The sequence below is a fragment of the Paenibacillus sp. S150 genome (genome assembly GCF_019352175.1).
Taxonomy (GTDB): Bacteria; Bacillota; Bacilli; order Paenibacillales; family Paenibacillaceae; genus Paenibacillus_AQ.
This window is the reverse complement of sequence record NZ_JACBYI010000051.1, coordinates 19963-33986: the sequence shown is the minus strand read 5'-3', so window position 1 is coordinate 33986 and position 14024 is coordinate 19963. Positions and strand designations below refer to the sequence as shown.

9 protein-coding genes are annotated in these 14024 nt (G+C 56.0%); 8 read left to right on the top strand and 1 reads right to left on the bottom strand.

Annotation, left to right across the window (positions count from 1 at the left end):
* Positions 1-273 precede the first annotated feature (273 nt).
* The 8 genes from pheT to HYD27_RS28375 all read left to right on the top strand — a co-directional run bounded on the left by pheT (position 274) and on the right by HYD27_RS28375 (position 13391).
* Positions 274-2718: a phenylalanine--tRNA ligase subunit beta gene (gene pheT, locus HYD27_RS28410; protein ID WP_219220950.1), complete on the top strand. Its 2445-nt coding sequence runs from the start codon at positions 274-276 to the stop codon at positions 2716-2718.
* A gap of 198 nt (positions 2719-2916) precedes the next feature.
* Positions 2917-5055 (top strand): cell division protein ZapA, encoded by a 2139-nt coding sequence (gene zapA / locus HYD27_RS28405; protein ID WP_219220949.1) that lies wholly within the window; start codon positions 2917-2919, stop codon positions 5053-5055.
* A 221-nt stretch (positions 5056-5276) separates the two neighbouring features.
* Positions 5277-6260 carry a sugar-binding protein gene (locus HYD27_RS28400; RefSeq protein ID WP_219220947.1) on the top strand — a complete coding sequence of 328 codons (984 nt, stop codon included), beginning with the start codon at positions 5277-5279 and terminating at the stop codon, positions 6258-6260.
* A complete protein-coding gene (locus HYD27_RS28395) occupies positions 6257-7699 on the top strand; it encodes a sensor histidine kinase (RefSeq protein WP_219220945.1) in 1443 nt (480 codons plus the stop codon). The genes HYD27_RS28400 and HYD27_RS28395 overlap by 4 nt, the downstream gene beginning before the upstream one ends.
* A 23-nt stretch (positions 7700-7722) precedes the next feature.
* Complete coding sequence (locus HYD27_RS28390) at positions 7723-9303, top strand: helix-turn-helix domain-containing protein (RefSeq protein ID WP_219220943.1); 1581 nt, start codon at positions 7723-7725, stop codon at positions 9301-9303.
* Between the two features lie 264 nt (positions 9304-9567).
* Positions 9568-10596 (top strand): D-xylose ABC transporter substrate-binding protein, encoded by a 1029-nt coding sequence (gene xylF, locus HYD27_RS28385; protein ID WP_219220963.1) that lies wholly within the window; start codon positions 9568-9570, stop codon positions 10594-10596.
* An 87-nt stretch (positions 10597-10683) separates the two neighbouring features.
* The gene (locus tag HYD27_RS28380) at positions 10684-12195 is read left to right on the top strand and encodes a xylose ABC transporter ATP-binding protein (RefSeq protein WP_219220941.1); all 1512 of its coding nucleotides are present in this window, start codon (positions 10684-10686) and stop codon (positions 12193-12195) included.
* 2 nt (positions 12196-12197) lie between these two features.
* Complete coding sequence (locus tag HYD27_RS28375; RefSeq protein WP_219220939.1) at positions 12198-13391, top strand: sugar ABC transporter permease; 1194 nt, start codon at positions 12198-12200, stop codon at positions 13389-13391.
* A gap of 161 nt (positions 13392-13552) precedes the next feature.
* Here the strand turns inward: HYD27_RS28375 and HYD27_RS28370 are convergent, their stop codons facing one another.
* Positions 13553-13945, bottom strand: coding sequence for a cupredoxin domain-containing protein (locus HYD27_RS28370; RefSeq protein WP_219220937.1), 393 nt, complete (start codon positions 13943-13945; stop codon positions 13553-13555).
* Positions 13946-14024: the final 79 nt, after the last annotated feature.

The window sequence follows — 14024 nt, the reverse complement described above, 5'->3', positions numbered from 1 at the left end:
ATGAGAAGACTAGTAAAAAGGGAACGGAGAGAAAATTTGGAACTGCAGGAGCGTTAGCGACCGCCTTTGCATCCGGATTTCATCCGCTAAAAGCGGCATGAATCGAGAAATCTGGATACAGCAGCGGCCGGAAGTCCAAATGTTTCTCGCAGTGACTGCATTTAACAGAATTTCAGAAGAAGAAATGAGAGCCAGGTTATTTGCAGACTCTTCTCCGCGCAGCAAGCAAATCCGGCATGTAAATATATCTGAAACAAAAGGAAGTGTGCGAACATGAAGGTATCAACCTCCTGGCTCACGGATTATATATCGCTTGAAGGCGTGACCGCAGATGAGCTGGCAGACAAAATCACGGCCGCCGGCATTGAGATCGACAGCGTGGAGCGACGCAACAAAGGCCTCTCCGGTATTGTCGTCGGTTATGTGAAATCAAAAGAAAAGCACCCTGATGCCGACAAGCTGAATGTATGCATCGTGGACGCCGGCCAAGGAGAGGAGCTGCAGATTGTCTGCGGCGCCAAGAATGTGGCCGCAGGCCAGAAGGTTCCGGTTGCTCTGGTAGGCGCGAAGCTGCCGGGCCTGGATATCAAGAAGGCCAAGCTGCGCGGCGTATTGTCGCAGGGCATGATCTGCTCCGCGAAGGAGCTGGGGCTGAACGACAAGCTGCTTCCCAAGGAGCTGCAGGAAGGTATACTGGTTCTGCCGGAGAACACGGAGGTCGGCCAGGATATCTTGAAGGTGCTTGGCCTGAACGACGAAATCCTCGATTTCGATCTGACTCCGAACCGTTCCGACTGTCTCAGCATGCTTGGGGCCGCATATGAAGTGAGCGCAATTCTCGGCCGTGAGCTGAAGCTGCCGAATCCGGCTGCGGATATTGTCGAGTCGGGGGGGGCGGCCGCTGACTCCATCTCCGTCAAGATTGAGAAGGAAGAGTACTGTGCGCATTATTCGGTGCGTTACATTGCCGGAGTGAAGCCTGCGCCATCCCCGCTCTGGATTCAGAACCGCCTGATGGCGGCAGGAATCCGTCCGATCAACAACATCGTGGACATTACCAACTACGTGATGCTGGAATATGGACAGCCGCTGCACGCATTCGACGGCGACAAAGTGGAGGGCGGCGTGCTTGGTGTCCGTTTTGCCGGGGAAGGAGAGCTTCTGACCACGCTGGACGGCCAGGAGCGGAAGCTGGAGCCGCAAATGCTGGTGATTGCCGACGGAGCAAAAGCTGTGGCACTGGCCGGAGTGATGGGCGGACTGGCTGCCGAAGTAACGGGTGAAACCGTGAATATTATATTGGAGTCCGCCAAATTTGACGGCGGAACGGTCCGCAAAACCTCACGCCGGCTGGGTCTGCGCTCCGAGGCTTCCCTCCGCTTCGAGAAGGAAGTCGATCCGAACTCTGTACTTCCGGCATTGAACCGCGCGGCAGCCCTGATTGCCCGTTATGCCGGAGGCACTGTGCATGAGGGTATTGTTCAGGCCGGTACGGGCGCTGTGGAGGAGAAGGTGCTGACCTTATCTCTGGAGAAGCTGAACCGTTATCTCGGTACAGACCTGTCGCTGCTGGAAGTGAAGACTTTGTTCAGCCGCCTGCACTTCAAGTGCGGGGATGCCGCCCAGGGTCTTGTGGAGGTCCAGGTGCCGACAAGACGGGGCGATATCAGTTATGATGTCGATCTGATCGAAGAAATCGCCCGTCTGTACGGCTATGACAATATCCCTACAACCTTGATTGAGGGAGTGACTACGCCGGGAGCGCTGACAAGCCGGCAGTCCCAGCGCCGTGAGCTGCGCCGCCTGCTCGCACATGGCGGGTATCAGGAGGTCATGGGTTACTCCTTCATTCAACCGGAACAGAGCAGGCTGTTCCCGGCGCTTGCCGAAGGCAGAATCTCCGTGAAGCTGGCAATGCCGATGAGCGAGGAGCGCAGCGTGCTGCGCACCAGCCTGATTCCCCAGCTGCTGGAAATTGCCCGCTATAATACCAACCGCCGCCAGAGCGATCTGGCGCTGTTCGAAATCGGCAATGTGTTCTTCACGGATGAAGAGCAGCTCACCCGCCAGCCGCTTGAACTGCCGGTGCTTGGACTGCTGCTGAGCGGAAGCCGTGCGCCCAAGCAGTGGAATGTGGTGGAGCAGCCTGTGGATTTCTTCGATTTGAAGGGTGCGCTGGAAACGGTATTCAGCCATTTGGGCCTTGCGGAACGAGTGGTTTATGAAGGCGATGCCCCTGAGAATTACCACCCGGGCCGTTCCGCTACCGTATACTTGCAGACCGCTGAAGGGCGTGTGAAGCTGGGAACCCTCGGCCAGCTTCACCCGGAGCTGCAGCGTGAGCTGGACCTGGAGGACACCTACGTGGCGGAGCTGCTGCTTCAGCCGCTCTACAGCGCAGCCCGCAGCAATCTGCAGTACACCGAGCTGCAGCGTTTTCCGGGAATGGAGCGGGATATTGCGGTCGTTGTGGATGCGGCAGTGCCCGCAGGCCACCTGCTGGCTTCCATCCGTGAGAACGGCGGAATCCTGCTTCAGAATGTTCAGGTATTTGATGTGTATACAGGCGGCCAAATGGAGAGCGGGAAGAAGAGTGTAGCCATTTCGCTGCTGTACCGCCATACGGATCACACACTGACCGACGAGGAAGTTGTGGAAGTGCATGACAAGGTCGTTTCCGCACTTCAGCAAACTTTTGGCGCAGAATTAAGAAAGTAGCAGGAATTGTGCAAAGCCGCAGCGAATCCATTTACAAACGGAGTTCGCTGCGGCTTTTTTCTCATCGTTTGGAGTGCGGCGGTTACCGGCTGAAACTATGGAATCAAGCCGTTTTTTGGCAAAATAGAATGAATAACGCTACAATAGGAGCAGGGAAACCAGCTTAGAATCCGCACACATACAAAGGAGGGCACAACTGTGGCTATGGACCGGACTCGTGTCGCCGTGGAGATATATGGAACTTCTTATAAACTGGTCGGGAGCAGTACTGAATATATGAAACAGGTTGCCCGTTATGTTGACGAGCACATGCGTGCAATCTCCAAGTCCCATTCCAGACTGGATACCCCGCGGATAGCGGTGCTTACAGCCGTACATATGGCGGAGCAGGCCATCCAGGTGCAGGACTTCAAGAATGAACTGAATATGCTGACCGGGGAGCGCACGGAGCTGCGTGTAGAGGTTGCACGCCTTACGGAGGCGCAGAAGGAGCGGCAGGAAGAGTATGAACGGATGGAGGCGGCGGCAAGGGAGGAAGCCGCCCGTCTGATCGCCGCCGCCGAAGAGGACCGCAGACGGCACCTGGAAATTCAGGAACAGGAGCGGAAGCTTCATGCCGGGGCGCTGCTGGAAGCGGAGACGGCAGCAGCAGCTGCCCGCGGGCAGCTGGCCGAAGAGCTGAGGGCCCGTGAGGAGGAGCTGAAGTCCCTGCGCGAGGGCTATGAGCAGGAGCTGGCCGCCGCCGAGGCTGTCCGTCTGCAGCAGCTTGAAGATCTGAAAGCTGCCCATCTGCAGGAGCTGGAGAGCCTGCGCGAGGCGCTGGACAAGGAGAAAGCGGAAACGCTGTCCCAGCTTGAGCAGGAGCTGACACAGACCCGGGAGACGCTCGGGGGCGAAATTATACAGATTCGTTCGTCGCTCAGCAGGGAACTGGCGGAGACTAAGTCCCAGCTGGAAAAAGAGCTTGCGGAGGAACGTGAGGCGCTGCAGAAGGAGCTTGCCAAGAACAAGGAGCTGCGGCAGTCGCAGGGCAACCAGGAGCACCGTCATAAGCAGCAGCTGCAGGAGCTGGAGAAGCAGCTTGGCGAGCTGCGCGGCGGCACCGGACAGCTGCAGTCCAGGCTGCGTGCGGCCGAAGCGGGCCTTAAGGGCGAGCGCGATTCCCGCTTGACGCTTCTGGCTCAGTACGAAGCGGTGCTGAAGCGCGAAGAGCAGCTTACGGAGGAGCTTCGTACCGCTGAAGAGCAGGGAATACAGCAGAAAGAGGAGCTGGAAGAGCTGCGCCGGCGTTATGAGGCTGCGCAGGCTGAGGCCTCCTCACTCAGTGAATCGCTGCAGTCATCGACAGACAGTCTGATCCGCGTCCAGGAGGAGCTGCACTCTGCCGCCGAACTGGCTGAGCTGCTCAGCGATGAGCTTGAAGGTCTGCGCCAGCGCTATGAGCTGACGCAGGAAGAGGCTGACGCGCTCCGCAAGTCGCTGCAGGAAACCGGCAGCAGTCTGACCCGGGTCCAGGGTGAACTGGCCCAGTCTGCAGCGGAAGCCGCAACCTGGCAGGAGCTTGCCGACAAGCACATGGAGGATATCGGTGAGCTGGAGATGAAGCTGCTGGAAGCTGAAGAGAAGAACACGGCACTGCAGGGTGAGATTGCTACACTGCAGGGACAAGCAGACGGTATGGTGCAGCAGCTCGACCATGAATCCGGCCGGCGGGCCGAAGCGGAGGCCCAGAGCCGGAAGTACCGCGAGGAGGCGGAAGCCTCCCGCAAAGAGCTGGCGGCGCTGCGGGGCCGTTACGAGGATCTGATCGCGCAATATGACGAAGTATTGCAGGCTGGCGAACGCTTGAAGGAAAGATATGAGCTTCTGGAGGCTGAACGGGAAGAGGACGCCCGGCGCCTGGAAGAGCTGTACGAGGCCGGTCGTGAAGCTGCCGCAGCGGCGGCGGAGCAGCAGGAAGCGCTGCGGGAGACCCGCGAACACGGAGCTTCCTGGAAGCAGAAGTACGAGGAGCTTCAGCGGCGCCAGCAGCAGTGGGGCGAGACGGAAGCGCAGCTGCGCGAGGAAATTGGGATTTGGGAGCAGGAGGCGGGCAAGGCGGAAGCAGACGCTGATTCGGTGAACCGCGAGTACAGCGAGACACAGCAGCAGCTTGCCGAGCTGGGCGAGAACTATGAGCTGGTGCAGGGCCAGCTGCGTCTGATGCAGGCGCAGTCTGAGCTGCGGCAGGGTGAGCTGGACAAGCTGTCCCAGGAGCATCGCAGCCTTCAGGCGGAATATGCCAAGCTGCAGAGTGAATATAATGAATGGATTCAACTGATCGAACAGGACAGTTGAATGGCGGATGCTCTACAGAGAAGAGCTGTTTCAAGCAGGAGGCTGCATTGGAACAGCTCTTTTCTGCTTACAGGATTCACACGATTGCTGCTCCTGCTATTTCCCGCTGAAACGAAACCATCCTGACCAAATAACGGCAATACCGTTTCCGCCCGGCGGACGAACAAGATCATAAATTAAATGTTGCAACCGTTTACATCTCAGGTTAGGAGGTGAACGAGATGGATAAGAAATGGCTCAGCGGTGTCATTGTATTATTCCTGCTGCTGGCATATCTCTTTATTGGCTTTGCCAATCATTCCGCCAGGATGGGCAAGATCGTCAAGGAATTAAGCGGCCATCCCGCTGAGGACAACCCAGGCTATCATATTGTACTGATCGAGCAGGAGCGCTATCATCCGTATTGGGAGATGGTCGAGAGGGGTGCCAAAGCATCCGCTGATAAATACGGAATCGATATTGAATTTACCGGACCGGTCCGCAATAACATGGAGGAACAGATCAGTCTTCTGGAAAAAGCGATTGCCGCGCAGGCGGATGCGATCATCGTGCAGGGACTGAACGACGAGAAATTCACCCCCGTCATTGATAAAGCAGTGAACCGGGGAATTCCTGTGATCACCATTGATACTGATGCACCGGCGAGCAGGCGTCTGGCTTATGTCGGCACTGACAATGTCGCAGCGGGCGAGACACTCGGCCGTATGGTGGTGCAGACAACAGGCGGGCAGGGGAAGATCGGTGTGATCATCGGCAGCGACCTGGCCAAGAATCAGCTGCAGCGGCTGAATGGCTTAAGCAATATTGTGAAGAACTACAGCGGCCTGAAAATTATTGATGTCCGCAGCTCTAATATTTCCCACATGGAGGCAATCCAGCAGGCCGCCGAGATGCTGGAGCTGCATCCGGAAATCAATGTGATGGTCGGCACCAGTTCAACGGATGTACTCGGCATTCTCCAGGTATCCAAAAGACTGAAGCGGATTCCTATGACCATCATCGGCTTCGACAACCAGGCCGAGACTCTTGCCGCAATAAGACGCGGCGATATCGAGGCAACCGTGGCGCAGCAGCCGTATCTGATGGGAGATATGGCCGTACGGCTGCTATATGAGCATTTTCAGGGCATCACGCTAAAGCAGCAATATTTCACCGGGGTCAAGGTGCTGAACAAGGATAATGTGCAGGAGGGGGAGAGCCTGTGAGCATCCGCAGAAAGCTGCTGATTTGCATTCCGCTGCTCGTGCTGCTGATGAGCTCAGTGTCCTTTGTGCTCTTTGAGAGCGGGAAGAATGTGCAGGAGAGCTATCATCTGATGATGAACCGGATCATGCTCTACAAGGAAGTCTCCTACGAGGTCGGGGAGAATATGAAGTCCATGAACCGCTTCATTATGCAGGTCGATGCGGACAGCTTCCCTGAGGTGGACAAGCATCTGACGGCGGTGAAGGAGCTGCGCAGGCAAATGGACGAAGTGGCAACGATCGGCGGGAGCGATCTTCCGCTGATGAACTACCGCCATATCATTGATACCTTTCTCGAACAGGCCGGACAGATGATCAGCGAGATTGATGAGCAGGACTCCAATACACTGGCCGGTGCTTATATTGAGGCGGAGCAGACACAGCGGTTCATCCGTGAGCAAGCACAGGAACTGGTCGATCTTGAACTGGATCAGTATAAGCCGATTTATGAGGAGATCATGTCGACGACGGACAAGCTGAATGAACTGGGGGTACTGCTGGTGATTACCGCAGCGGTTCTCAGTATATGTATGGCGATCTGGCTGTCCGGCAGCATCACCGGACCGATACGACGCCTGGTGGGTACAGCGAAGCAGATCTCGAAGGGCCGGATGGACACGAAGGCGCCGGAGAGCATCAACAACGATGAGATCAGTATTCTCTGCCGGGCCTTTAACGGGATGATTGATAATATCCAGGAACTGATGCAGGAGAACATTAAGAGCGTGGAGAAGGACAGGCTGGTTAAGGAACTGGAGCTGAAAATGCTGCAGAGCCAGATCAACCCGCACTTTCTGTTCAATACGCTGAATTCTATTGCCAAGCTGGCCTATCTTGAGGGGGCAGCAAGAACCAGTGATCTGACCGTATCGGTATCGCGGCTGCTCCGGTACAACCTGCAGAAGCTGGATCAGGCGGTTCCGCTGCGCGAGGAAGTAGAGCATGTGAACGAATATATTAACATTCAGCGGGCCCGCTTCCGTGACCGGATAGCCTTCGTGATGGAGATCGATGAGCAGGCACTGGCAGGGATGATTCCGTGCCTCACGCTGCAGCCGATTTTTGAGAATGCGTTTGTTCACGGACTGGAGCAGATGGAGGAAGGGGCGGTTCTGACGTTATCCATCCGTTATGATGCCGGCAGCCTTATGGAAATTGAGATCAGCGACAACGGCGCAGGCATGAGCCGCGAGACCGTGGCCAGGCTGATGGGATCGATTCAGGATGAGGCTCCGTATTTCAGCGGTAAAGGCCAGTCTACCGGACTCGGTACGCATAATGTGTTCAAACGGCTTCATTTGTTTTTTGACGGGGAGCAGCAGATTGAGATCGACAGCAATGAGGGGCGGGGCACAGCGGTGCTGTTCCGTCTGCCTTTCCGCCCGTCTGCCTCAGAGTAGAAGCGAAAGGAGATGCGATAACGATGTACAGACTGCTGATCGCGGATGATGAAGCGCTGGAGAGGGAAGGGCTGGAGCTGATGATCCGGCATATTTTTCCGGATATGTTCGAATTTCTGCACGCCGGGAACGGGCGGATAGCCATTCAGCTCGCGGAGGAGCAGCGGCCCGAGATTATCTTCATGGATATCAAGATGCCGGGGATTCAGGGGCTGGAGGCGGTGCGGCAGATTCTGGACAAGCTGCCTTCCACCCAGATTGTGATAATTACAGCCCATGATTACTTCGCCTATGCCAAGGAAGGGCTGCTGCTGGGTGTGCGTAATTATCTGCTGAAGCCGGCCCGTCGGGATGAGGTCGCGGATGTGCTGAAGCAGCTGCTTGCGGTGATCGAGGAGCAGAAGCGCCATAGGAATGAGCAACTTGAGCTACAGGAGAAGCTGGCCCATCTGCTCCCGCTGGCCGAGAACGAGCTGGCGCTGATGCTGATGCTGGAGCATGTGCAGGATCTGGAGCTTGAGCAGCTGGCCGGGCTGCTGGAGCTGGAGTGGAGCAAAGGCTATGCGATGGTGCTGTCGTTCCCCCGGCATTCGGGCGCCGCATGGGAAGAATTCCAGCAGGCGAAGCGGGAGGTCTATGAGGCGGTGAAGCAGTTTGCCAAAGCTGGGCTCAGCTGCCTGACCGGGCCGCTGATCGGGCATCAGCTGGCGCTGTTCATCCCCATGGCTCCCGGACGGACAGGCTATTCGCAGCGGGTCAGTTCGCTGGACTGGGGGGAGCGCCTCCGCAGTCTGGCCGGGGAGCGGTTCGGATTGTCTGTGAGTGTAGGCATCGGCTCCATCCGCGAAGGCTGGGACGGGCTTAGCCGTTCTTACCGCGAGGCGGTCCGGGTCTGCGCCGGGTACGATGATTCCTCCAGCGTGCGCCACTATGATGATATGGTCCAAAGCTCCGGACAGACAGCCGTCTCCCTGGATGAGGAGAAGAAGCTGCTGGATGCCCTGCTGCAGCGGAACCGGCAGGAGGCGCTGGAGCGTTTCGGCAAGCTGTATGCCTATTTCGGGCAAGGAAGCGGCCAGCAGGTGCCCGTGGTACGGGGTGAAGTGACGGGTCTCCTGTTGTTTCTCTCCAGAGGGGTTCACTCCGCGGCCGGGCCGGAGATTCTTGCTTCCTTAAGTGCGGCGGAAGATTCTGAATCCCTCAGGCTGAGCGCGGAGTCCTGGCTGGAGAGACTGATCTATAATCTTGAGGAGGAGCAGGAGCATAGCCGCTCCCATGTTCATCAGCGTGCGCTGCTCTACATTGGACAGAAGTATAAAGAGGATATTTCCATGGAGCAGACGGCGGAGTATGTGAACCTTAGCCCGCACTATTTCAGCAAATTGTTCCGGCAGCATGCAGGTGAGACCTTCATCGACCACATCACACGGCTGAGAATCAACGAAGCGAAGCGCCTGATCGCGGAGGAGCAGCTGAACCTCAAGGAGATATGCTATGAGGTGGGCTACAGGGACCCGAATTACTTCAGCAGGGTCTTCAAAAAAGCTGTCGGCATTACGCCAAGCGAATTCCGGCAGCAGCATGAGAAGCAGGCTCCTTGCTGACAAAGCAAGGACTTTTTTATGCTGCAGCCCCGGTTTTTCCTATGAAAGCGGCCAAGAAGAGTTTCATTACAACAGAGGATAACGGAATGCAGGCGGAAGGTAAGAAAGTGAAGGGAATAGAAGCTCCGGCTGCGGATAAACCATGCTACACTTTTTTTGTAAGCGCAATCAAATATATGACCGGTGAAAAGGGGCGTAGAAAGAGTGAGAAAATACGGAAAAGCGATTTCCCTCGGATTAACAGCATTAGTGCTGGCAGCGTCAATGGCGGGCTGTGGAGTGGTCTCAAACGGAGACAATCAGAAGAAGGAGACCACCAGTGCTGCAAAGGACGGGGACAAAATTGTCATCGGCATGTCGATGGATACCCTGAAGGAAGAACGCTGGCAGAAGGACCGGGATATCTTCACGAAGAAGGTCGAGGAGCTCGGCGGTGAAGTGAAGGTGCTGGCTGCAAACGGCGATGATGCCACCCAGCTGAGTCAGGCCGAACAACTGATCTCTCAAGGGGTCGATGTGCTGGTGGTCATTGCCCATAATGCTGAAGCTACGGCGCCTATCGTGGAGAAGGCCCACAAGGAAGGCATTAAGGTGATTGCCTATGACCGCCTGATCAATAACGCGGATGTGGATTACTATATCTCATTCGACAATGTGCGGGTCGGAGAATTCCAGGCTCAGGCTGTAATCGACAATGCCCCTAAAGGCAACATCGTCTATATTGGGGGAGCAGATACGGATAACAACGCTCATATGTTCAGAGAAGGGGCGATGAATATCCTGAAGCCGCTTGTAGAGAAAGGCGACATTAAGATTGTCTATGACCAGTTCTCCAAGGACTGGAAGCCGGAAGAGGCGCTGAAGAATATGGAGAACGCGCTGACCGCGAACAATAATGATGTTCAGGGTGTGGTTGCCGCCAATGACGGTACAGCAGGCGGCTCAATCCAGGCACTCACGGCGCAAGGCATGGCCGGCAAAATTCCGGTTTCCGGGCAGGATGCGGACCTTGCCGCTGTACAGCGCATTGCCGAAGGTACACAGCTGATGACGGTCTACAAGCCGATCAACACCATTGCGACCAAGGCTGCGGAAATGGCAATGGAAGCTGCCAAAGATGAGACCATTTCGACTGAAAAATCAGTTAACAACGGTAAATTTGATGTTCCATCCGTGCTGCTTGACCCAATTGCGGTCAATAAGGACAATCTGGACGTACTGATCAAAGACGGATTCCACAAGCTGGAGGAAGTCTACAAGAACGTTCCGAAGGACCAGTGGCCGAAACAATAAGGGCAGCCTTTACGGCAAGCAGATGCGGCGCCTGTGGCGCTACCGCATCTGCTTGCCGGTTGAAGGCCGGAAGGAGGAGCGGAAAGCATGCATGTACTCGAAATGGTGGAGATCAGCAAGGAGTTTCCCGGGGTCAAGGCGCTGGACCATGTGAATTTCAAGGTCAAGCAAGGGCAGATTCATGCGCTGTGCGGCGAGAATGGCGCCGGCAAATCCACACTGATGAAGGTTCTGAGCGGACTGTACCCGGCAGGGACATACGGGGGCGATATCCTGATCAGCGGGGAGAAGAAGGCGTTTCATACCATTGCGGATGCGGAGAAGGCCGGGATTGCGATCATTCACCAGGAGCTGGCGCTCGTCAAGGAGATGACGGCCGGTGAGAATATCTTTCTCGGGGCTGAACCAACCAAGCGGGGGGCAATCCAGTGGGATGAGCTCTACCACCAGGCTTCGCTGTGGCTGAAGAAGGTGGGGTTGAATCTGTCGCCGGATACCAAGATCGGCAATCTCGGCATTGGCCAGCAGCAGCTGGTAGAGATCGCCAAGGCACTCTCCAAGCATACCAAGATTCTGATTCTGGATGAACCGACGGCGGCGCTGACCGAGAGCGAGGTGTCCATTCTGCTGGGCATTCTGAACCAGCTGCGGCGCGAAGGGGTTACCTGCGTCTATATTTCTCACAAAATGCCCGAGGTGTTCGCTCTGGCCGATTCGATCACCGTCCTGCGGGACGGCCGGACTGTCGCTACCCTTGACCGCAAGGAGACGAATGATGACCAGATTGTCTCCTTAATGGTGGGCCGAGAGCTGACGGAGCGTTATCCGCGGGTAGAACATTTTCCCGGAGATACGGTGCTTGAGGTCAAAGGTTATAATGTATGGCACCCGGAGAAGCGGCATCACAGGGTGCTCCGCGATATTTCATTTACCCTCCGTGAGGGCGAGATTCTGGGCATTGCCGGGCTGATGGGCGCAGGCCGTACGGAGCTGGTCAGCAGCCTGTTCGGTGCCTATGGAGGCAGGGCTGAAGGGATTGTACGGATTGAAGGGAAAGACATGAAGATCCGTTCCATCGCCGAGGCGATCAAGGCGGGCATTGCCCTGGTCAGCGAGGACCGCAAACGCCAGGGGCTGGTTATGGGGATGGATGTCAAACGGAACACCACCTTAGCCACACTGGGCAAGGTCTCCCGGCTGGGCGTCATCAATGAGAACGAGGAGATTAAGTGGGCGGATAAGTACGTGCAGGAGCTGAAGACGAAAACTTCTTCGCTCGAGACGCTGGCAGGCACACTTTCCGGGGGGAACCAGCAGAAGGTCGTCATCGGCAAATGGCTGATGTCAGACCCCAAGATTCTGATTATGGATGAACCTACCCGGGGAATCGACGTCGGGGCGAAATACGAAATATATAATTTGATGAATCAGCTGGTGGAGCATGGGGTGGCGATTATTATGATATCCTCGGAGCTTCCGGAGGTACTGGGCATGAGCGACCGGATTCTGGTGATGTGTGAAGGGCAGTTTGTGCGGGAATATGATTGGCGGGAAGCGACGCAAGAGAATATTATGCTGGCCGCTACGGGAGGTAAATAGAGATGCAACTGCAAAAAGAGCTTCGGGAACCTGAAGCGGTTCCTGCTGCCGCAAGATCACGCTTACGCGGCTTGTTCGGCAAAATGGATATACGTGCGTATACAATGGTGGGCGCATTAATTCTGATCTGGGTTCTGTTCGGCGCGCTGAATCCGACCTTCCTGACATCGCGGAATCTGTCCAATCTGTTCACACAGATGTCAGTGACCTCCATTCTAGCGATCGGCATGGTGCTGGTCATTGTGGCCGGACACATCGATCTGTCTGTCGGCTCCATCGTCGGACTGACCGGCGGCATGGCGGCTATTCTCAGCAATTGGCTGGAGCTGCCGGCAATTATCGTTATTCTGGGTACACTGGCGGCAGGTGCGGTGCTGGGCCTGATTCAGGGCTGGCTGGTGGCTTATAAAATGATTCCCGCCTTCATCGTCACACTCGGAGGGATGATGGTATTCCGCGGTGTGCTGATGGGTGTCACCGAGTCGATGACTATTCCGGTGTCCGATCCGGTGCTGGCCCTGCTCGGCAATGCATATTTTGCCCCCGGCTTTGGCATTATCCTTGGTGTAATCGCGGTGGGATTGCTGCTCTGGAGTGCGTTCAATAAACGGCGTTCCCGCAAAAAATACGGCTTCGAGATCGCCCCGCTGGGCTTCGACATCGCGAAGGCGGCCGGACTTGCGCTGCTAGTGGTGGTCTTCGTAGCTGTAATGAACAATTATAAAGGCATTCCGTTCCCGATTATTTTTGTGATTGTGCTGGCCGTCATCTTCTATTTTATCTCGGCCAAGACAACGTTCGGGCGCCATATCTATGCGATTGGCGGCAATATTGAGGCGGCGCGCCTCTCCGGCATCAATATCAAGCGCAAGACGATGCTGATTTTCCTGCTCAGCGGGCTGCTTGGCTCAATCGCCGCCATCGTGCTGACGTCGCGGCTGGCCTCGGCCACCATCACCGCCGGCAACATGGCGGAGATGGACGCCATTGCGGCTTGCGTCATTGGCGGAACTTCGCTGATGGGCGGAGCCGGAACCGTCATCGGCGCCATCATCGGAGCGCTGGTGATGACCTCGCTGGACAACGGGATGTCGCTGATGGGACTGGAGTCCTTCTGGCAGTATGTCGTGAAGGGTTCGATTCTGGTGATCGCCGTCTGGCTGGATATTTCGAACCGTAGCAAGGGTGTGAAATAATAGCAGCAGCTATAACAGGTCACCCCATAGGAGCTGTCTCTTGCGCAGAATTTTCTGCGGAGGGACAGTTCTTTTGCTTAGTTTCCCTCCACAAGAATAGGGTATCCCGGCAACTGGTTCAGGCCTTCAGGATACCCTATTCTGCTCGGCGGCTTCAGTTCCTACTCCACAATAATCCTGGCGCTCATCTGGCTGTGGCCTGAGCCGCACATGACCGCGCAGGTCATCTCGAAGGTTCCGGCTTCCCCGGGCAGAATGACCTGGGAGGAATTCTTGGCATCCAGCCGCAGCTTCATCTCAGGCACAAGAACGCCATGGCTGCCGCTTTCATTTTTATAGGTGACTTTGACAGGTACGCCCTTCTTCAGGTGATATTCCTTCTGGTCAAAGCTGTAATTCGTTGCGGTAATGACAATTTCCTCCTCAGCCGTCAGGCCTGACTGGGCGGATGCATCCGGGCTGCCCGCAGCATTGCTGCTGCTGTTATTGCTGCTGCAAGCGGTGAGCATAAGTGCACAAACGATGGAACATAGAATAGCCGCCTTTCTGATCATAGACATCCTCCTCAAAAGTTTTGCGAGCACGGGCTTCTGAATCTCTTCGTACGGAACTTGCTTCGAAAGCATACGCTTA